This is a genomic window from Nocardioides sp. 1609 (assembly GCF_004522105.1).
Taxonomy (GTDB): Bacteria; Actinomycetota; Actinomycetes; order Propionibacteriales; family Nocardioidaceae; genus Nocardioides.
In genome coordinates, this window is the sequence record NZ_SPUJ01000004.1 from 316,147 (window position 1) to 335,376 (window position 19,230).

At 75.2% G+C, this 19,230-nt stretch carries 16 protein-coding genes and 3 tRNA genes; 11 read left to right on the forward strand and 8 right to left on the reverse strand.

What is annotated here, in order from left to right:
- Position 1: 1 nt before the first annotated feature.
- The 7 genes from E4623_RS11805 (at position 2) to E4623_RS11835 (ending at position 11,053) form a co-directional block, all read left to right on the forward strand.
- A complete protein-coding gene (locus tag E4623_RS11805; RefSeq protein ID WP_134766739.1) occupies positions 2 to 1,936 on the forward strand; it encodes a dipeptide/oligopeptide/nickel ABC transporter permease/ATP-binding protein in 1,935 nt (644 codons plus the stop codon).
- Entirely contained in the window at positions 1,933 to 2,751 is an 819-nt protein-coding gene (locus tag E4623_RS11810) for an ATP-binding cassette domain-containing protein (protein ID WP_134766740.1), read from the forward strand. The genes E4623_RS11805 and E4623_RS11810 overlap by 4 nt, the downstream gene beginning before the upstream one ends.
- Positions 2,748 to 6,056, forward strand: coding sequence for a serine hydrolase (locus E4623_RS11815; RefSeq protein WP_134766741.1), 3,309 nt, complete (start codon positions 2,748 to 2,750; stop codon positions 6,054 to 6,056). The genes E4623_RS11810 and E4623_RS11815 overlap by 4 nt, the downstream gene beginning before the upstream one ends.
- On the forward strand, positions 6,057 to 7,220 hold the full coding sequence (locus E4623_RS11820; protein WP_245155035.1) for a M20/M25/M40 family metallo-hydrolase: 1,164 nt from the start codon (positions 6,057 to 6,059) through the stop codon (positions 7,218 to 7,220).
- Positions 7,221 to 7,252: 32 nt separating this feature from the next.
- Positions 7,253 to 8,131, forward strand: a complete 879-nt coding sequence (locus tag E4623_RS11825) for a GNAT family N-acetyltransferase (RefSeq protein ID WP_245155036.1) — start codon at positions 7,253 to 7,255, stop codon at positions 8,129 to 8,131.
- Between the two features lie 56 nt (positions 8,132 to 8,187).
- A complete protein-coding gene (gene menC / locus E4623_RS11830; RefSeq protein WP_134767109.1) occupies positions 8,188 to 9,258 on the forward strand; it encodes an o-succinylbenzoate synthase in 1,071 nt (356 codons plus the stop codon).
- Positions 9,259 to 9,349: 91 nt separating this feature from the next.
- On the forward strand, positions 9,350 to 11,053 hold the full coding sequence (locus tag E4623_RS11835; RefSeq protein WP_134766742.1) for a helix-turn-helix domain-containing protein: 1,704 nt from the start codon (positions 9,350 to 9,352) through the stop codon (positions 11,051 to 11,053).
- Positions 11,054 to 11,060: 7 nt separating this feature from the next.
- Here the strand turns inward: E4623_RS11835 and E4623_RS11840 are convergent, their stop codons facing one another.
- On the reverse strand, positions 11,061 to 11,375 hold the full coding sequence (locus tag E4623_RS11840) for a hypothetical protein (protein WP_134766743.1): 315 nt from the start codon (positions 11,373 to 11,375) through the stop codon (positions 11,061 to 11,063).
- Positions 11,376 to 11,442: 67 nt separating this feature from the next.
- On the reverse strand, positions 11,443 to 12,429 hold the full coding sequence (locus tag E4623_RS11845; RefSeq protein WP_134767110.1) for an aldo/keto reductase: 987 nt from the start codon (positions 12,427 to 12,429) through the stop codon (positions 11,443 to 11,445).
- Between the two features lie 95 nt (positions 12,430 to 12,524).
- Here E4623_RS11845 and E4623_RS11850 point away from each other — a divergent pair, with 95 nt between their 5' ends.
- Positions 12,525 to 13,607 carry an SDR family oxidoreductase gene (locus E4623_RS11850; protein WP_134766744.1) on the forward strand — a complete coding sequence of 361 codons (1,083 nt, stop codon included), beginning with the start codon at positions 12,525 to 12,527 and terminating at the stop codon, positions 13,605 to 13,607.
- Between the two features lie 68 nt (positions 13,608 to 13,675).
- Here the strand turns inward: E4623_RS11850 and E4623_RS11855 are convergent.
- The 3 genes from E4623_RS11855 to E4623_RS11865 all read right to left on the reverse strand — a co-directional run bounded on the left by E4623_RS11855 (position 13,676) and on the right by E4623_RS11865 (position 16,753).
- A tRNA-Phe gene (locus tag E4623_RS11855) sits at positions 13,676 to 13,749 on the reverse strand.
- A gap of 81 nt (positions 13,750 to 13,830) precedes the next feature.
- Positions 13,831 to 15,435, reverse strand: a complete 1,605-nt coding sequence (locus E4623_RS11860) for a TerD family protein (protein ID WP_134766745.1) — start codon at positions 15,433 to 15,435, stop codon at positions 13,831 to 13,833.
- A gap of 4 nt (positions 15,436 to 15,439) precedes the next feature.
- Positions 15,440 to 16,753 carry a TerD family protein gene (locus E4623_RS11865; protein ID WP_134766746.1) on the reverse strand — a complete coding sequence of 438 codons (1,314 nt, stop codon included), beginning with the start codon at positions 16,751 to 16,753 and terminating at the stop codon, positions 15,440 to 15,442.
- 139 nt (positions 16,754 to 16,892) lie between these two features.
- On the opposite strand from E4623_RS11865, the gene E4623_RS11870 reads away from it, so the two are divergent.
- The 3 genes from E4623_RS11870 (at position 16,893) to E4623_RS11880 (ending at position 17,584) form a co-directional block, all read left to right on the forward strand.
- Positions 16,893 to 16,965, forward strand: a tRNA-Glu gene (locus tag E4623_RS11870).
- A 107-nt stretch (positions 16,966 to 17,072) separates the two neighbouring features.
- Positions 17,073 to 17,146: transfer RNA gene (locus E4623_RS11875), tRNA-Asp, on the forward strand.
- 81 nt (positions 17,147 to 17,227) lie between these two features.
- Entirely contained in the window at positions 17,228 to 17,584 is a 357-nt protein-coding gene (locus E4623_RS11880; protein WP_134767111.1) for a metallopeptidase family protein, read from the forward strand.
- A gap of 10 nt (positions 17,585 to 17,594) precedes the next feature.
- Here the strand turns inward: E4623_RS11880 and E4623_RS11885 are convergent, their stop codons facing one another.
- From E4623_RS11885 to E4623_RS11895, 3 genes are read right to left on the reverse strand one after another with little or no spacing between them, the layout of a single operon-like run.
- On the reverse strand, positions 17,595 to 17,915 hold the full coding sequence (locus tag E4623_RS11885; RefSeq protein WP_134766747.1) for a CrcB family protein: 321 nt from the start codon (positions 17,913 to 17,915) through the stop codon (positions 17,595 to 17,597).
- Positions 17,912 to 18,322 (reverse strand): CrcB family protein, encoded by a 411-nt coding sequence (locus E4623_RS11890; RefSeq protein WP_167736591.1) that lies wholly within the window; start codon positions 18,320 to 18,322, stop codon positions 17,912 to 17,914. Before E4623_RS11890 ends, E4623_RS11885 begins: the two co-directional genes overlap by 4 nt.
- On the reverse strand, positions 18,319 to 19,218 hold the full coding sequence (locus E4623_RS11895) for an ATP-binding protein (protein ID WP_245155039.1): 900 nt from the start codon (positions 19,216 to 19,218) through the stop codon (positions 18,319 to 18,321). The genes E4623_RS11890 and E4623_RS11895 overlap by 4 nt, the downstream gene beginning before the upstream one ends.
- Between the last annotated feature and the right edge of the window lie 12 nt (positions 19,219 to 19,230).

Genomic DNA, 19,230 nt, shown 5'->3' on the forward strand with positions numbered 1-19,230 from the left:
CGTGGCGCGCCGCTGGCTGGCCGTCGTCCGGACGCCGCTCGGGCTGACCACCGGGCTGCTCGTCACCGCCGTGCTGCTCCTGGCGGTCGTGGCCCCGATCCTCTGGTCGGACCGTGCCGAGGTCGTCGACACCGACCAGATCCTCGCCGCGCCCTCCGGGGAGCACTGGGCCGGCACCGACTCCCTCGGCCGCGACATCTTCTTCCGCGCCCTCGTCGCCAGCCGGCTCTCCCTCGAGCTCGCCCTCGTCGCGACGGTGATCGGCGTCGCGGCCGGGCTGCTGCTCGGTGCGGCACCGCTGCTCCTCGGCCGCCGCCTCGGCCGGCTCGTCACCGCCGGCGTCAACATCGCCGTCGCCTTCCCGGGGCTGCTGCTGGCGTTGTTCTTCGCGGTCGTCTTCGGGGTCGGCGCGACCGGCGCCGTCCTCGCGATCGGCCTGGCCGGGGCGCCGTCGTTCGCGCGCCTGGTGCACACCCTCGTCGCCGGCGTCGCCGCGCTGGACTACGTCTCCGCCGCCCGGGTCGCCGGCGTCGGACGGTTCCGGGTCCTGCTGCGCCACGTGCTCCCCAACATCGCCGAACCCCTCGTCGTGAACGCCACGATCTCCGCGGGCGGCGCGCTGCTGGCCTTCGCCGGGCTGTCCTTCCTCGGCCTCGGGGTCCAGGCGCCCGCCTACGACTGGGGCCGGCTGCTGTTCGAGGGCGTGGGGATGATCTACGTCAACCCCGCCGCCGCCCTCGCCCCCGGCCTGGCGGTCCTGCTCGCCGGCCTGGCCTTCAACCTCTTCGGCGAGGTCGTCGCCAAGGGGCTCGGCGTCACCACCGTCGGGGGCATCCGGCTGCCGGCCGCGACGCCGGCGCGGTCCGGCGCCGAGCGTCGCTCGGAGGCGGCCAAGGGCGAGCACCTCGCGATGGCGCCCTCGGACCTCGTGCTGGACGTGCGCGACCTCCGGGTGTCGTTCCCCGGGCCCGCCGGCCCGATCCGGCCCGTGCGCGGCGTGACGTTCTCGGTGCGCCACGGCGAGGCGCTCGGCGTCGTCGGGGAGTCGGGGTCGGGCAAGTCGCTGACCGCGCTCGCGGTCGCCCGGCTGATCGAGGAGCCGGGACGGGTCGAGGCGAGCCGGATGGAGTTCCGGGGCGCGGACCTCCGCGACGGCGCGAGCGCCCACCGGCACCTGCTGGGCACGTCGATGGCGATGGTCTTCCAGGACCCCATGACCTCGTTCAACCCGACCCGGCGGATCGGCGGCCAGCTCGCGGAGGTCGCCTTCCACCACCAGGGGATGACGCGCAAGCAGGCGCTCGCGCGGGCGGTCGAGCGCCTGGACGCCGTCCGGGTGCCCGACCCCGCGAAGCGTGCGACGCAGTACCCGCACGAGTTCTCCGGCGGCATGCGGCAGCGCGCGATGATCGGCATGGGCGTGATGGGCACGCCGTCGCTGATCATCGCCGACGAGCCGACGACCGCGCTCGACGTCACCGTGCAGCAGCAGGTCCTCGACCTGCTCCAGTCCATCCGCGACGAGGACGACGTGGCCCTGGTGCTCATCAGCCACGACGTGACGGTGGTCGGCGAGGTCTGCGACCGCGTCCTGGTGATGTACGCCGGCCGGATCGTCGAGGACCTCCCGGCCGACCGGCTCGACGGCGGCGCGCGGCACCCCTACACGCGGGCGCTCGTCGCCGCCGTCCCCGACATGGACACCGACCTCGACCAGCCGCTGGCCGTGGTGCCGGGGCGCCCGGTCGACCCGGCCGACGTCCCGTCCGGGTGCGCGTTCGCCGCGCGCTGCCCGCTCGCCGACGCCCGGTGCCGCGCCGAGGACCCGCCCCTGGAGCCGGCCGGCGACGGCAGCCAGGTCGCCTGCTGGCACGCCGGCGAGCCGCTCGGGCTCGACGGGAGCACCGGCGTCCTGGTGGAGGTGAGGACGCCGTGAGCGACCTGGTCTTCGACGACGTCACCGTGCGCTACGGCACCGCGCGGCGTCCGTTCACCGCCGTCGACGGCGTCAGCCTGGTCGTGCCCGAGGGGCAGGTGGTGGGCCTGGTCGGCGAGTCCGGCTCTGGCAAGTCGACCCTGGCCCGGGCGGCGGTCGGCCTCGCACCGGTGCACTCCGGGTCGATCCTGCTGGACGGGCGGCCGCTGCCGCGCAGGGGCCGTGAGCGGCCCCTGCAGATGGTCTTCCAGGACCCGTTCTCCTCGCTCGACCCGCGGATGACGATCGGCGAGAGCATCACCGAGGCGCTGCCCCGCGACCTCTCGCGCGGCGAGCGGCGCGCGGAGGTGGCCCGGCTGCTCGCCCTCGTGCACCTCGACCCGGACGCCGCCCGGACCCTGCCCGGCCGGCTCTCCGGCGGGCAGCGCCAGCGGGTCGCGCTGGCCCGGGCCCTGGCGGGGCGCCCGCAGGTGGTGATCGCCGACGAGATCACCTCGGCCCTCGACGTGTCGATCCAGGGCGCCGTCCTCAACCTGGTGCGCGAGCTGCAGCGCGAGCTGGGGCTCTCGATGCTCTTCATCTCCCACAACCTCGCCGTGGTGCGGTACGTCGCGAACCACGTCGCCGTGATGTACCAGGGGCGCATCGTCGAGCAGGGTCCCGTCTCGGAGGTCCTCGTCGACCCCCGGCACGACTACACCCGCGAGCTCCTGGCCGCCGTGCCCGGTGCTCGCACCACCACCGCTGTCAGGGCGGGCGCACCGGACACCCCGGGCACCCCCGCCGCCCTCGTGAAACCCAGGAGCACCTCGTGACCCGCAGGATGCGCATCGACGACCTGACCGCCCTCGCGGTCCCCTCGCAGCCGGCCCTGTCCCCGGACGGCGCCCGGCTGGCCTACGTGCTGCGGACCCTGGACGCCGAGGCCGACCGGCCCGTCGACCGGCTCTGGGTCGTGGGCACCGACGGCGGCGTCCCGCGTCCCCTGACCAGCGGGCCCGGCGACACCGCCCCGCGCTGGGCCCCGGACGGCTCGCGACTCGCCTTCCTGCGCGAGCACGACGGCACGACGCAGGTCTGGACGCTGGCCGCCGACGGCGGCGAGCCGGTGCAGCTCACGACGCTGCCCCTCGGCGCCGGCGCACCGGCCTGGAGCCCCGACGGCAGCCGGATCGCGTTCACCGCGGCCGTCGACCCGGCGCCCCGCGGCACCGGGCCCGTCGTCTCCACCGGCCTCGGCTACCAGAGCGACGGCGCCGGCACCATCGGCGCGACCCGCACCCAGCTGCACGTGCTCGACGTCGCGTCCGGCCACTGCCGCCAGGTGACCGACGGTCCCGAGCACGCCGGCGAACCGGCCTGGGCCGCCGACGGGCGCACCCTGGTGTTCACCCGCCGGGTGGGGGAGGACAGCGACCTCACCTTCCGCACCGCCGTGCACCTGCTCGACGTCGACGACGCCCGGCCCCGACCGCGCGTCGCCGCCCTCGAGGACGGCGTCGCCGTCGCCGTGTCCTTCGCCGACGACGGCAGCCTGCTCGTCGTCGGCTGGCCCGGCGACCTGGTCGGCCACGCCCACCTGTTCCGGGTCCCGCTCGACGGCGGCGCGCCCGTCGACCTGACCGGCGACCTCGACCGCAACGTGATGCCCGGTGCGACGGCCTACCCCGGCGCGCGTCCGGTCGACACGCCGGACGGCGTCCTGTTCTGCCTGCGCGACCGCGGCTGCACCCACCTGTGGCGCGCGGGCGACGGCGCGGCCGTGCCGGTGCTCGACGGCGACGACCGCGTCGTCTCGGGGCTCTCGGTCGTCGGCGGCACCGCCGCCGTCGCGCTGGCCACCGCCACGTCGTACGGCGAGATCGTCGTCGTCGACCTCGCCACCGGCACCGAGCGGGTGCTCACCGACCACGGCGCCGCGCTCGCCGACGTCGAGCTGTTCGAGCGGGTCTCGCGCACCTTCACGATCGGCGACGGCACCGAGGTGCAGGCCTGGATCGTCCGCGACCCGGCCCTGACCGGTCCCGGGCCGCTCGTCGTCGACGTGCACGGCGGTCCGCACAACGCGTGGAACGGCGCCGCCGACGAGATGCACCTCTACCACCAGGAGCTGGCCTCCCGCGGCTGGACGGTGCTCCTGGTCAACCCGCGCGGCAGCGACGGCTACGGCGAGGCCTTCTACGACGGGGTGAACGGCGCGTGGGGCGTCGCCGACGCCGCCGACTTCCTCGAGCCGGTCGACGCGCTCGTCGCCGAGGGCGTCGCCGACCCCGCACGGCTGGCCGTGACCGGCTACAGCTACGGCGGCTTCATGTCCTGCTACCTCACCGCCCACGACGACCGCTTCAGGGCGGCGGTCGCCGGCGGCGTCGTGAGCGACCTGGTGAGCATGTACGGCACCTGCGACGACGGCGCCTGCATGAGCCGCTACGAGCTCGGCGGCACCCCGTGGGCCGAGCCGGAGCGGTACGCCGCGATGTCGCCGCTGACCCGGGTGGCCGACGTCCGGACGCCGACGCTCGTGCTGCACGGCGGCGACGACCGGACGTGCGACCTGGGCCAGGCCCAGCAGTGGCACACCTCCCTGCGCGAGCTCGGCGTGCCGACCCAGCTGGTCGTCTACCCCGACCAGTCGCACGCGTTCATCCTCACCGGCCGCCCGTCGCACCGCCTGGACTACCAGCACCGCACCGTCGACTGGCTCGAGCGGCACACCCGCGCCGCCGGCCGGCCCCGGCTCGACGCCGCGCACTGGGAGCGGCGGCTCGCCGCGCTCGCCCGCCGGCACCGGGTGCCGGGCGCGCAGCTCGGCGTCCTGCGCCTCTCGCCCGAGGTCGGGGACGAGGTCCTCACCACGTCGTACGGCGTGCTGAACCTCGAGACCGGGGTGCCGGCGACGAGCGACTCGCTGTTCCAGATCGGCTCCATCACCAAGGTGTGGACCGCGACCGTCGCGATGCAGCTGGTCGACGAGGGCCTGCTCGAGCTCGACGCACCCCTCGTCGAGGTGCTGCCCGACCTGCGTCTCTCCGACCCCGAGGTCACCAAGACCGTCACCCTGCGGCACCTGCTCAACCACACCAGCGGCATCGACGGCGACGTCTTCACCGACACCGGCCGCGGTGACGACTGCCTGGAGAGGTACGTCGGCGAGCTCGCCGACGCCGGGCAGAACCACCCCCTGGGCGCGACCTGGTCCTACTGCAACTCCGGCTACTCCCTGATGGGGCGGGTGATCGAGCACGTCACCGGCACCACCTGGGACCAGGCGATGCGCGAGCGGCTCTTCACCCCGCTCGGTCTCGAGCGGACCGTCACCCTGCCCGAGGAGGCGCTGCTCCACGGCGCCGCCGCCGGCCACGTCGAGCACGAGGGCGAGCAGCGCGTGGCGCCGGTCTGGGCGCTGCCCCGCTCGCTCGGACCGGCCGGGCTCGTCACGGCCACCGCGGCCGACGTCCTCTCCTTCGCGCGGCTGCACCTGACCGGGGGCCTGGCCGCCGACGGCACCCGGGTGCTGAGCGAGGAGGGCGCCGCCGCGATGGCCGCGCACCAGGCCGACCTGCCCGACAAGATCGTGCTGGGCGACTCCTGGGGCCTGGGCTGGATCCGCTTCGGCTGGGGCGACCAGCGACTCGTCGGCCACGACGGCAACACCATCGGGCAGGCCGCGTTCCTCCGGCTGCTGCCCGAGCAGGGCCTCGCCGTCACGCTGCTCACCAACGGCGGCCACGCCCGCGACCTCTACGAGGAGCTCTACCGCGAGCTCTTCGCCGAGCTGGCCGGCGTCGCGATGCCGACGCCGTTCGCCCCGCCCGCCGAGGCGCCCCCCGCCGAGGTCGCCGACATCACGCCGTACGTCGGCACCTACCGGCGCCACTCGGTGCTGATGGAGGTCCTCGACGGCGCCGACGGCCCGACCCTGCGCACGACGCTCAGCGGACCGATCGCCGAGATGCTGCCCGACCCGGTCGAGGAGCACCCGCTGGTGCCGGTCGGCCCCGGGCTCTACGCGGTCCGCCCGCCCGAGGTGGAGACCTGGGCCCCGGTGACGTTCTACGCGCTGCCGACCGGGGAGCGCTACCTGCACTTCGGTGTCCGCGCCACGCCCCGGGTGGACTGAGTGACCACGATCGCCGGGGTCGCGATGCCCACCCTCCTCGACGACCTGCGCGTGCTCGTGGAGTGCGAGTCGCCGTCGTCCGACCTGGCCGCGGTCGCCCGCTCGGCCGACGTCGTCGCCCGGGTCGGGACCGAGCGCCTCGGCGTCGCCCCGGAGCGGATCGTGCTCGACGGGCGGACCCACCTGCGGTGGCGCCTGGGCGAGGGTCCCCGGCGGGTGCTGCTCGTCGGGCACCACGACACGGTGTGGCCCGTCGGCACCCTGGCGGCCCGTCCGTTCTCGGTCGCCGACGGCGTCGTGCGCGGGCCCGGCTGCTTCGACATGCTGACCGGGCTGGTGATGGCCTTCCACGCCCTCGCCTCGCTCGGGACCGGCACCGACGGCGTCACGCTGCTGGTGACCGGCGACGAGGAGCTCGGCTCGCCCAGCTCGCGCGGGCTGGTCGAGGACGAGGCACGGCTCGCCGGAGCGGCGCTGGTGCTCGAGGCGTCCGCCGACGGCGGCGCGCTGAAGACCGCCCGCAAGGGCGTCTCCCTGTACGACGTCCGGGTGCGCGGCCGCGCCGCGCACGCCGGCCTCGAACCCGAGCGCGGCGTGAACGCCACCGTCGAGCTCGCCCACCAGGTGCTCGCGGTCGCCGCGCTCGGCGACCCGGACCTCGGCACCACGGTGACGCCGACCGCCGGGACGACGGGCACGACCAGCAACACGGTGCCGGCGGCGGCGGCGTTCGCGGTCGACGTCCGGGTCCGCACGGTGGCCGAGCAGGACCGGGTCGACGCCGCCGTGCGCGCCCTCCGCCCGGTGCTCGACGGCGCCGGTGTGGAGGTGCGCGGGGGACCCAACCGACCACCGCTGGAGGAGTCGGCGTCGGCGGCGCTGCTCGAGCGGGCCCGCGGGCACGCCTCCGACCTGGGTCTGCCGCCCCTCGCGGCGGTGGCGGTCGGCGGTGCGTCCGACGGCAACCTGACCGCCGGTGCCGGGACGCCGACCCTCGACGGCCTGGGCGCGGTCGGCGGTGGGGCCCACGCCGACGACGAGCACGTGCTGGTCGAGCCGGTCGCGGGGCGCACGGCCCTGCTGGCCCGGCTCGTCGCCGACCTGCTCGCCCACCCGTCCGCGACGACCAACGCCGCCGTCCCGACTGGTGCGGCACGACCATGACCGGCGCCGAGAACGCCGCCAGCATGGGTGTCGTGACCAACCTGACCGTGACCCGCGCCCCCGACCTCGACCTCGCGGTCGAGGCCGCCGACGCCGCCGCACTGGCTGCCGGTGTCAGCGTGCGCACGGTCACCGACCTGCGGGAGCTCGGGGGCGTCGTCGACCTCTTCGCCACGATCTGGGGGCGCAGCGGGAACCCGCCGATCACCCTCGAGCTCCTCCGGGCGTTCAGCAAGGCCGGCAACTACGTCGGCGGCGCCTTCGACGGCGACCGGCTCGTCGGCGCCTGCGTCGGCTTCTTCCACGCCCCGGCCGACGACGCCCTGCACAGCCACATCGCCGGCGTCGCGCCGTCCGCGACCGGCCGCAGCGTGGGGTTCGCCCTCAAGCTGCACCAGCGGTCGTGGGCGCTGCTGCGGGGGGTCTCGCAGATCGCGTGGACCTTCGACCCGCTGGTGCGGCGCAACGCGCACTTCAACCTCGTCAAGCTCGCCACCCTCCCCGTGGAGTACCTGCCGAACTTCTACGGCGCGATGCCCGACCAGATCAACGGCGGCGACGACACCGACCGGCTGCTGGTCCGCTGGCCGCTGCTGGCTCCCGCCGTCCTCGCGGCGTGCGCGGGGACGACCTCGCGGCCGGTCGTCGGAGCCGGGGCCGTGGTCGCCCTCGGCATCGGAGCCGACGGGCTCCCGGTCCGCGGCCGCCTCGACGGCAGCACGTCGCTGGTGCTGGTGCCGCCCGACGTCGAGCGGCTGCGCCGCACCGACCCGGCCGCCGCCCAGCACTGGCGGGTCGCCGTCCGCGAGGTCCTCACCAGCCTGGCCGCCGACGGGGCCCGGATCGTCGGCCTCGACCGCGACGGCGGCTACGTCGTGCGGCACACCGACGCCGGCGGGGTCATGTCGTGAGCGCGCACGGACGGCCGACCGGCACCCTGCAGGGCGTCGAGCTCCGCTGGGTGTCGATGCCGCTGGTGTCGCCGTTCCGCACGTCGTTCGCCACCCAGACCAGCCGCGACCTCCTGCTGCTGCGTGTCGTGACCGACGCGGCGCAGGGTTGGGGCGAGTGCGTGGCCATGGCCGCGCCGCTCTACTCCGAGGAGTACGTCGACGGGGCGGCCGACGCGCTGCGCCGCTTCCTCGTGCCGGCCCTGGCGGCGGCCGGGCCGGTCCCCGCGACGTCGGTGGCCTCGGTCCTGGCGCCGTTCCACGGCCACCGGATGGCGAAGGCGGCGCTGGAGATGGGCGTCCTGGACGCCGAGCTGCGGGCCGAGGGCCGACCGCTGTCGCGCGAGCTCGGGGCCGTGCACGACCGGGTCCCGTGCGGCGTCTCGGTCGGCATCATGGACGACGTCGGCGCGCTGCTCGACGCCGTCGGCGGCTACCTCGACGAGGGCTACGTCCGGATCAAGCTCAAGATCGAGCCCGGCTGGGACGTCGAGCCGGTGCGCGCGGTCCGCGAGCGGTTCGGCGACGACGTCCTGCTGCAGGTCGACGCCAACACCGCCTACACCCTGGCCGACGCCCGCCACCTCGCGCGGCTCGACCCCTTCGACCTGCTCCTGGTGGAGCAGCCGCTGCCCGAGGACGACCTCCACGGGCACGCGGACCTCGCCCGGCTGATCACCACCCCGGTCTGCCTGGACGAGTCGATCACCTCGGCCCGGACGGCAGCGGCCGCGATCCGTCTCGGCGCCTGCCAGGTGGTCAACATCAAGCCCGGGCGGGTCGGCGGCTACCTCGAGGCACGCCGGATCCACGACCTGTGCGTCGCCCACGGCGTGCCGGTCTGGTGCGGAGGGATGCTCGAGACGGGTCTGGGGCGCGCCGCCAACGTCGCCCTCGCCGCCCTGCCCGGGTTCACGATGCCGGGGGACACCTCCGCCTCCGGTCGCTACTACGCGAACGACATCACGACGCCGTTCGTCCTGGACGACGGCCACCTGCCCGTCCCGACCGGCCCCGGTCTCGGCGTCGAGCCCCTGGCCGACGAGCTCGCCGCGGTCACCACCGCGACGGAGTGGATCGCGGTCTGAGGGTCCGGGTTCGTCCGGTAGCACCAGATCGGGGACGGATCCGGTGCGCCGCGACGACCTGCGGTGCCCGCCGCGCCCCTATGTTCGGGTCGTGGACCCCGCGACCAACCTCCGCCCGCGCGCCAGCCTCGGCCGCGTCCTCGACGACCTCGGGGCCACCCTGCTCGACCTGGTGGCCGGTGACGTGGACGGCGCACCCGAGATCGGCGGCGTCGTCATCCACGACCCGATGGACGCGCCGGTGCTGCCCGGGGGAGCGCTGGTGCTGGGCGTCGGCGTCGACACCCCCACCCGGGTCGTCGACCTGCTCGGCGTCCTGGGGGAGCAGCGGGCGGCCGGCCTGGTCCTGCGCGGTCCGGTGCAGGTCACCGAGGCGGTCGAGGACGCCGTCGCCGCGACCGGCGTCGCGCTGCTCGCGCTGAGCCCCGGCGCGCCCTGGGCGCACCTGGCCGCCATGCTGCGGTCGCTGCTCGCCGAGGGTGACATCGCGGTCGGCGGCGCCGAGTCGCTCGGCGGGCTGCCCTCCGGCGACCTGTTCGCGGTCGCCAACGCGATCGCCTCGCTGCTCGACGCCCCGGTCACCATCGAGGACCGCAGCTCGCGGGTGCTGGCCTTCTCCGGCCGCCAGGACGAGGCGGACCCCTCCCGGGTCGAGACGATCCTCGGCCGGCAGGTCCCCGAGCGCTACGCGAAGGCGCTCGCCGAGCAGGGCGTGTTCCGCGACCTGCACCGCAGCGACCGGCCCGTCTTCGTCACGCCGATCCCGATGGACGGCGACACCTTCACCCGACCGCGGGTCGCGGTGGCGGTCCGCGCCGGCGACGAGGTGCTCGGCTCCATCTGGGCCGCCGTGCCCGGTCCGCTGAGCGACGAGCGCACCGAGGCGCTGTGCGACGCGGCCAAGCTCGTCGCCCTGCACCTGCTCCGCGTCCGCGCCGGCGCCGACGTCCAGCGCCGGCTCCGGGCTGACCTGCTGAGCACGGCGCTCGAGGGCGGCGTCCGGGCCCGCGAGGCGCTCGACCGGCTCGGTCTCGGGGGCCAGCAGCTGATGGTGCTCGGCGTCGCCGTCGCCGGCTCCGACGTCGGCGACGGCGCCACCGACGACGCGGTGGTGGCCCACGAGCGCGAGCGGCTCAGCGACGCCTTCGCCGTGCACCTCGGTGCGGTGCACCCCAAGTCGGCCGCGGCCCTGATCGGCGGGGTGGCCTACGGGCTCGTGCCCGCCACCGGTGCCGTCGACGGCGCCGAGGAGCGCGCGGTCCGGATCGGTCGTGAGTTCCTCGACCGGGTCGGCGACCGCCGCGGCGGCGTGGTCGGGGTCGGGCCGGCCGCCGGTGACGTCGCCGCGCTCGCGCACTCGCGCCAGTGCGTCGACCGGGCGCTCCGGGTGCTGCGCGACGAGCACGGCCAGCACGACCAGCGCGACCACGACGGCGGGCGCCGGGTGGCCCGCCTCGCCGACGTCCACTTCGAGGCGCTGGTGCTCGAGATGCGCGACCTGATGGCGGCCCGCGGTGAGCGTCCCGAGGGGGCGCTCGCGCGGCTGGGGGCCTACGACGCGCAGCACCGCACCAACCTCGTCGAGACCCTCCAGGCGTGGCTGGAGGCCTTCGGCGACGTGGTCGCCGCGGCCGAGGCGCTCTTCGTGCACCCCAACACCTTCCGCTACCGGCTGCGCCGGGTCGCGGAGGTCGGCGAGATGGACCTCACCGACCCCGACGTGCGTTTCGGCGCGCTGCTCCAGCTGAGGCTGCTCCCGCCGGGCGCGGTCGGCGCGGGCGCCGAGGAGGTGTGAGCCGGCCTCAGCCGGCGGGGTCGGCGTCGCCGCGTCGCTCGTGCAACCGCTGCTCGGCGGCGGCCCGGTAGGTCAGGCAGGGCGCGTCGGCGTCGCGGTGCTTCTCGGTGAGGTGGAAGATCCAGCGATCCATGACGGCCATGTAGCCGTTGTCCTCACCCGGCCGGTACGCGGACCAGGCGCGGCGGCCCTTGGCCACGCACGTCGTGCAGCCGATCTTGTAGACGAACTGCTCGTCGGCGCCCAGCTCGATGCGGACCGTCGCCAGCGGACCGGCCTCGACCTTCGCCTTGCGCTCGCGCGCCGACCGGCTCGCCACCATCTGCCCACCCCTGTCCGTGTGTCGGAGGGAGCCTACGGGGGTGGTGCCGGCCCGCACGCGGAGCGGGTCAGCGGTCGATCATGCGCTGCATGGCCTCGGGGTAGCGGTCGCCCTGCACCTCGACGGCCTCGATCGCTACGGCGATCGCGGCGAGGTCGTCGGGACCGAGGTCGACGTCGGCGCCGCCGACGTTCTCGGCGACGCGGGACGCCCGGCGGGTGCCCGGGATGGGCACGATCCACGGCTGCTGCGCCAGCAGCCAGGCCAGGGCGACCTGGCCGGGCGTCGCGTCCTTCGCGACCGCGATGCGGGTGAGGAGGTCGACGACCGCCCGGTTGGCCGCCAGTGCCTCGGGGCTGAACCTCGGCAGCGAGGTCCGGATGTCGGTGCTGTCGAAGGAGGTGGTCGCGTCGATGGCTCCGGTCAGGAAGCCGCGACCGAGCGGGCTGAACGGCACCAGCCCGATCTCGAGCTCGGCCAGGGTCGGGAGGATCTCGGCCTCGACGTCGCGCCACCACAGGGAGTACTCGCTCTGCAGCGCCGTCACCGGCTGGACGGCGTGGGCCCGCCTGATCGTGCTCGCGCCGGCCTCCGACAGGCCGAAGTGGCGGATCTTGCCCGCCTCGATCAGCTCCTTGACCGTGCCGGCGACGTCCTCGATCGGGACGTCGGGGTCGACGCGGTGCTGGTAGCAGAGGTCGATGTGGTCGACGCCGAGGCGGCGCAGGGAGCCGTCGACGGCCGCCCGGACGTGGTCGGGACGGCTGGAGAGGCCCGTCTGGCGACCGTCGTCGTCGAAGGCGAACCCGAACTTGGTGGCGATGACGACGTCGTCGCGGAACGGGGCCACGGCGCGGCCGACCAGCTCCTCGTTCGTGTGGGGGCCGTAGACCTCGGCGGTGTCGAAGAAGGTGACGCCGAGGTCGTGGGCGGCGCGGATCACCCCCACCATCTCGTCGACGTCGCTCGCCGGCCCGAAGCCGTGGCTCATGCCCATGCAGCCCAGGCCGAGGGCCGAGACCTCCAGGCCCTGGCCGAGCGTGCGGGTGTCCAGGTGGTCGCTCATGTCCCCGACGCTACGTCGGTCGTCCGCGCCCCGCGAGGGGCGCTCACCCCCGCCGGCCACGGCCGGGTCCGTAGGTTGGGTGGATGGACACCACCTCCCCGCCCACGGCCCTGGTCGTCGGCGCCACCGGGATCGCCGGATCCGCGCTCTGCCGGCTGCTGGTCGACGAGGGCCACCACGTGCTCGGACTGTCGCGCCGGTCCTCGAGCGAGGTCCCCGGCGTCGTCGGCGTCACGGCCGACCTGACCGACGCCGAGGGGCTGCGCCGGGCGCTGGACGGACACCGCCCGACGTCGGTGTTCCTCACCGCCTGGGCGCGCCAGGACTCCGAGGAGGAGAACATCCGCGTCAACGCCGGGATGGTCCGCGACGTCCTGGACGCCGTGCGGCCGGCGGGGTCCGTGCGGCACGTCGCCCTGGTGACGGGTCTCAAGCACTACCTCGGCCCGTTCGAGGCCTACGGGCAGGGCGACGTGCCCGACTCGCCGTTCCACGAGGACGAGGAACGACTGCCCTACCCGAACTTCTACTACGCGCAGGAGGACGAGCTGTTCGCCGCCGCCGCCCGCGACGGCTTCACCTGGAGCGTGCACCGGGCGCACACGGTCATCGGGTCGGCGGTGGGCAACGCGATGAACATGGGCCAGACCCTCGCCGCCCAGGCGGCGATCTGCCGCGAGACGGGGCGGCCGTTCGTCTTCCCCGGGTCGAGGACCCAGTGGGACGGTCTGACCGACATGACCGACGCCGGCCTGCTGGCCGAGCACCTGCGGTGGGCGGCCACCACGCCGGCGGCCGCCGACACCGCCTTCAACATCGCCAACGGCGACGTCTTCCGCTGGCGCTGGCTCTGGCCGCGCCTCGCCGAGCGGCTGGGGGTCGAGCCCGAGGGGTACGCCGGGCAGCCGCGGCCGCTGGAGGAGCAGATGGCCGGGGCCGGACCGGTGTGGACCCGCCTGGCGGAGGCCCACGACCTGCGGGAGCCCGACCTGGACCGCGTCGCGTCCTGGTGGCACACCGACGGCGACCTCGGCCGCGACCTCGAGTGCCTGACGGACATGGCCCGGAGTCGCGCGGCGGGATTCGTCGGGTACCGCTCGACCCTGCAGAGCTTCGTCGACCTGTTCGACCGGCTCGAGTCCGACGGCGTGGTGCCGCGGCCGTGACGCGAGAACGCCCCCGCCGGAGTCCGGCGGGGGCGTCTCGGTGCGGGTCCGGGGACCTGCGGTGCCTGTGGGCAGGGGCGGGGTCGAACCGCCGACCTATCACTTTTCAGGCGATCGCTCGTACCAACTGAGCTACCTGCCCCCACAAGCGGACTTGCGACGTGAACCATACCGGAGCCGCGCGGCCGGTGTGAACTCGGCCCGGGCCGGTGCCGGGTCCGCGTCAGGGGAGGTCGCGCTCGGCGATCCGGCGCCGGACGGTCGCCTGCACCCGGTCGTCGACGAACGGGTCGTCGGGTCCGAGGTCGGGGTGGAAGACCCACGTCACCCCGCCGAACGCGTCGACCAGGTCGCCGCCGGGGGCGGTCGGCACGCGCAGGCACGAGTCGTGCAGCAGGTCGAGGACGGCGATGCCGAGGCTCTCCGGGCGCCGACCGGACAGGACGACGCTCAGGCCGGCCTCGGCGCCGTGCAGCACGAGCTGGTGGACCGCCGTCACCGAGGCGTCGTCGAGGCCGTTCGGGAAGTCGGGGAGCAGCACCAGCCGCCCCGGTCGGTGCTCGGGAGCGAGGTCGCCGAGGCCCCCGGAGCGGCGGGCCAGGAGCACCAGGTTGACGTGCTCGACGTGCTGCTGGAGCACCCGCGCGGCGCTGCCCGGGTCGGTGGCCGGCGGCTGGTCGGTCGGCAGGTGGCCGAGCCCCGCGCGACCGCCGACGTCGACGACGCTGACCCGCGGCGCCCGCGGCAGGGCGAGCAGGATCCGGGTCGTCAGGGCGGCCATCATCCGGCCGGCGACGACCTCGCCGCCGTCCTCGAGCTCGATCCAGACCGGAGGGGCGAGCGGCAGGACCCGGACCATCGGCAACCGGAAGTCGGGCGCGGACTCCAGGGCCAGCTCGCCGAGGCGGAAGGCCCAGGCGGGCTCCGGGCGGGCCCCCGGGTCGTCGGGGTGCCACGCCGGGGCCGACCACGGGGCGAGCGAGGCCGGCAGCACCCGGGCCAGGTCGGCGAGCTCGCCGGTGAGCTGGGCGAGGTCGGCGTGGTGGCGGGCACGGGCCTCGGCGACGAGCTGGTCGCGACGCCGCTGCGCCTCCGCGCGGGCGGCGTCGCCCCGCGGGCCCATCCGCATCGACGGGTCGCCGACGATGTGCTCGAGGTCGCGCTCGAGCCGCTGCTCGGCGAACGCCTCCGACGACTCGAACGACGCCGTCGTGCGCGACGCGTCGTCGAGGATCATGCCGATCCGGCGCACCGGGTCGTCGACGACCATCGGCGCGGCCTGCGCGGCCTGCGCAGGCTGGACGGGCTGGGTCGGGGCCGGCGGGGGAGGCGGCGGGGGAGCAGGGGGTGTGGCCGGGGACGCCGGCGCCGGGGCGTCGTACGCCGCGGCGAGCGCGCCCGGCCCGCCGGCGTACCCCTGGGCGAGCGCGCGGACCTTCCACGCACCCTCGCGCCGGTAGACCTCGGCCATCACCAGGGCCGTCTCGACGCTGAGCCGCTCGGGGGTGACGGTGAACGCGACGGCGCCGTCGGTGGTGAGCAGCTGGGCGGTCGGGGGCGGGCCGAACCCGGTGGCCACGACCACGACCCGGGCGACCGTCGCGTCGACGTCGGGCAGGTGCACGGTCACGCCCTCGACGGTGCCGCCGAGGTGCTCGACGCCGCCGCGGGACGGCGCCGCGTCGTCGACCCAGGCGGCCGCGTCGAGCGCCCGGCCGTCGGCGCCCAGCAGCAGCGCGGAGACCCGGGCGCCGGCGACGTACGCCGTGACGCGGGCGTCGGGCCAGGGCCGATTCTCCCCGCTGCGCAGGGCGGTGGGGTCGGCCATCGGGCTACTTGGTGAGGTAGGCGTTCAGCAGCGGCAGGGCGTCGAGGGGCGTCTTGGCCTGGATGCCGTCGCCGATCGCGGTGAACTTCCAGTCCGACCCCACCCGGTGCAGCTTGGCCATCACCATGCCGGTGTAGGCCATGCCGCCGGTCAGCGTGTAGCGGGCGAGCTCGCCGTCGGCGTGGTCGATGAGCCGGCAGAAGGCGTTCTGGATCTGCTCGAACGTCTGGCCCTGGTAGCTGGTCACGATGAAGAAGACCGTGTCGACGTGCACCGGCACGCGGGTCAGGTCGACGGCCACGACCTCGTCGTCGCCGTCGCCCTCGCCGGTCCGGTTGTCACCCATGTGCTGGATGGAGCCGTCCTTGGTGGTCAGGTTGTTGTAGAACGCCAGGTCGGCCACCTGGCCGCCGGCGAACAGCACCGCCGAGGCGTCGAGGTCGACGTCGACCTCCCGGCTGCCGAAGAAGCCGCCCTTCTTGATGGCGTCCCAGCCCAGGCCCATCCGGACCATCGTGAGCTTCTGGTTGTCGTCCTTGACGAGGTTGACCGTCTGGCCCTTGGTGAGGTTCACCGGACGGCCCTTGGTGAGGTTGACGCCGCCACCGGACGCGGGGGCCGGTGCGGCCGGAGCGGGCGGCGGCGGGGGCGTCGAGGACGACGGGGGCGGGGGCGGCGGCGTCGGCGTGGACGGCGGCGTGGCCGGCTGGCCGTAGACCGGGGCCGGCGGCGGGGGAGTGGGCGCGGGGGCGGCGACCGGGGGCGCGGGGGCGGGCGGCGGCGGCGTCGGGGCGGCCGGGGCGGCGGGGGCCGGCTCGTCGCTGGCGTCGATGCCGTGGTCGCTGAGCAGGGCGGCCAGCCCGCCGGCGTACCCCTGGCCGACGGCGCGGACCTTCCAGGCGCCCTGGCGGCGGTAGATCTCCAGCGGCATCACGATGGTCTCCGACGACAGGTCGGTCATCGCGAACTCCACGAGCGGCGTCCCGGTCCCGTCGGCCACCCGGGCGACCGGCTGGCCGACCTGGCCGAAGGTCTTGCCGCCGTCGTCGAGGGAGGTGACGAGGCGGACGATCTCCACGTCGGCCGGCACCGCGCCGAGGTCGATCGCGACCTGCCACCCCGCGCCCCCGGACGGCGACTTGCACTGCACGCCCGGACCGTCGGGGGCGTTGTAGAAGACGAAGTCGCTCTCGCCGCGGACCTTCCCGCCGGGCGCCAGCAGCAGCGCGGACAGGTCGGCGGTCGCGGCGATGTCGACCGTCACCGTCAGCTGCGTCGCGTCGAGCGGAGCGTTGGTGCCTTTGGTCAGCTGGATCATGCGTCCGTGGTCCTGTCGTCGTGCGGGCGGGATCGGCTCCGGGGAGCCGCGTGAGGGCAACCTACCTGCGCGGCCTGAACGGGGCGAGACACCTGTCCGCACCCGCACCGGGGAGCCGTCTAGGATGGTCGCCGTTCAGGCCCCCATCGTCTAGCGGCCCAGGACCCCGCCCTTTCACGGCGGTAGCACGGGTTCGAATCCCGTTGGGGGTACGACGCACGACGAGGTGCCACCCCTCGATTGGGAGGCGGCGCCGAGTCTGAGTTACAGTTCCACCGCTCCACTCGTGGGAGCGAGAGCAGCACCAGTAGTTCGAGATGGCCCCGTAGCGCAGTTGGTTAGCGCGCCGCCCTGTCACGGCGGAGGCCGCGGGTTCGAGTCCCGTCGGGGTCGCAGGTGAACGCCCCAGGTCACTGACCTGGGGCGTTCCTGGATTTCGAGACTTCGCCGATCCGGCAGGATGGGCGGGTGCCGATGGAGATGGACCGTGACGCCTTCGAGTCCCTCGTCGACCGCGCCCTCGACGCGATCCCCGACGAGCTGGCCTCGCTGGTGCGCAACGTCGTGGTCCTGGTCGAGGACGAGCCGCCCGACGACGAGCCCGCCGACCTCCTCGGCCTCTACGACGGCATCGCGCTGACCGAGCGCAGCGACGTGATGATGGGCGGCCTCGAGCTGCCCGACCGGATCTTCGTGTTCCGCAACCCGCTGCTCGACTACTGCGACGACGAGGAGCAGCTGACCGAGGAGGTCCGGATCACCGTCGTCCACGAGATCGCGCACCACTTCGGCATCGACGACGCCCGGCTGCACGACCTCGGCTACGCCTGACGCCCGCGCGTCACCCGACCCAGTAGCCCAGCGCCGCGGCGCCGACCGACGCCACGATCGTCCCGGCGGCGTACCCCGCTCCCCGCCGGCCCAGGCGCACGGTCTGCACCGCGAACGCCGAGTACGTCGTGAGCCCGCCGCAGAAGCCGACGCCCAGCAGCGCGTAGGCCCGGCCGTCGACCGACAGCGCGACCAGGAGCCCCAGCACGAAGGAGCCCGCGACGTTGACCGCGAGCGTGCCCCACGGGACGTCGTCGTCGAGCCGGGTCGCGATCCAGAACCGGAGCGGCGCACCCAGGGCGGCGCCCAGCGCGACCAGCAGCGCGCTCACGCGTCACCGCCCTCGGTCGCGACCTCGTCCTGCGCCGCGGGGGTCGACCACCGGGTGGCCAGGACCACCACGGCGCAGCAGGCCACCAGGGTGGCCAGCACGTACGCCCCGGCGAGCCCGGCGCGGCCGTCGGCCAGCAGTGCCCGCGTCTCCTCGGCGTAGGCCGACAGGGTGGTGTAGCCGCCGAGCAGGCCGGGTCCGAGTGCCGCGGTCCAGACGACCGAGCGGCGCACCGGAGCCAGGCCGGGCAGCAGGGCGAGCAGGAACGCGCCGGTGACGTTGATCGCGAACGTCGTCCAGGGGAAGCCGTCGTGCGGGGGGAACCACTCGCCGAGACCGAAGCGCAGCACGGCTCCCGCCGCCCCGCCCAGGGCCACGACCGGCAGCAGCCGGCCCGGCGGTCTCACGAGACGCTGGAGCGGCGCTGCTCGGACCCCGTGGAGGACGTCGGGAACGCGGTCGGCTCCCCGCCGTCGGCCTGGCGGACGAACTCGCCGAGGAACCACGCCTGGAAGGTGTGCTGGGAGGGCGTGCGCGCCAGCGAGAGCATCTTCTCCTCGCGGGCGAAGGCGTCGGTGAGGTCGAGCAGCTCGACGAAGCGCCCGACGCCGCGGGCCTCGGTGCGACCCATCACGACCTCGAGGTCGGTGTGGGTCAGCCCGTCCTCCTGCGCGCGACCGACCTCGTCGCGCATCACGCCGAGGGTGAGCGGGCGGCCGAGCTGGGCGAAGACGTCGGCGAGGTCCTTGGCGAGCGGGTAGTCGGCCTCGTGCGCCATCGCGAGCAGGCGCACCTCCCGGCGCAGCTCGCGGAAGTGGTTGTAGAAGGAGGCGTAGTCCTTGACCGGCACGTTGAGCAGGCGGAACCGCATCGGGTCGGCGGGCTGGTCGCCACCCTGCTGGCCGTGGCCCGCGACGAGGCCGGTGATGATGCCCTCGGCGCCGTCGTCCTCGGCGAACTCGGGGGCGGGCGCGCACCAGACGGTCTTGCCCTCGTCCTCGATGTCGGCGCCCCAGGCGTCGCTGGCCCGGGCGACGATGCTGAGCCCGCGCCCGAACGTCAGCAGGTCGTCGAGGTCGTCGCCGGTCGGCGGGGCGGGCAGTGTCGGTGCCTCGGTGGAGCCGTCGCCGACCTCGATCCGCGGGTGCTCACGGGTGCCGCGGACCCGGACCCGGATCGGCGGGGCGCCGTGCAGGAGGGCGTTGGTGACCAGCTCGGAGACCGCCATCTCGGCGCACTCGACGAGGTCGCTGCGCCCGATGTCCACGAACGTGCTGACGACCCATCGCCGTGCGTCCTGCACGCTGCGAGGGCC

Excerpts from the sequence above, each read along its gene's own strand:
- menC (WP_134767109.1), top strand. The coding sequence starts at position 8,188 with ATGCCGCTGGTGTCGCCGTTCCGCACGTCGTTCGCCACCCAGACCAGC.
- E4623_RS11840 (WP_134766743.1), bottom strand. The coding sequence starts at position 11,375 with ATGGTGGCGAGCCGGTCGGCGCGCGAGCGCAAGGCGAAGGTCGAGGCC.
- E4623_RS11850 (WP_134766744.1), top strand. The coding sequence starts at position 12,525 with ATGGACACCACCTCCCCGCCCACGGCCCTGGTCGTCGGCGCCACCGGG.
- E4623_RS11860 (WP_134766745.1), bottom strand. The coding sequence starts at position 15,435 with ATGGCCGACCCCACCGCCCTGCGCAGCGGGGAGAATCGGCCCTGGCCC.
- E4623_RS11865 (WP_134766746.1), bottom strand. The coding sequence starts at position 16,753 with ATGATCCAGCTGACCAAAGGCACCAACGCTCCGCTCGACGCGACGCAG.
- E4623_RS11880 (WP_134767111.1), top strand. The coding sequence starts at position 17,228 with ATGGAGATGGACCGTGACGCCTTCGAGTCCCTCGTCGACCGCGCCCTC.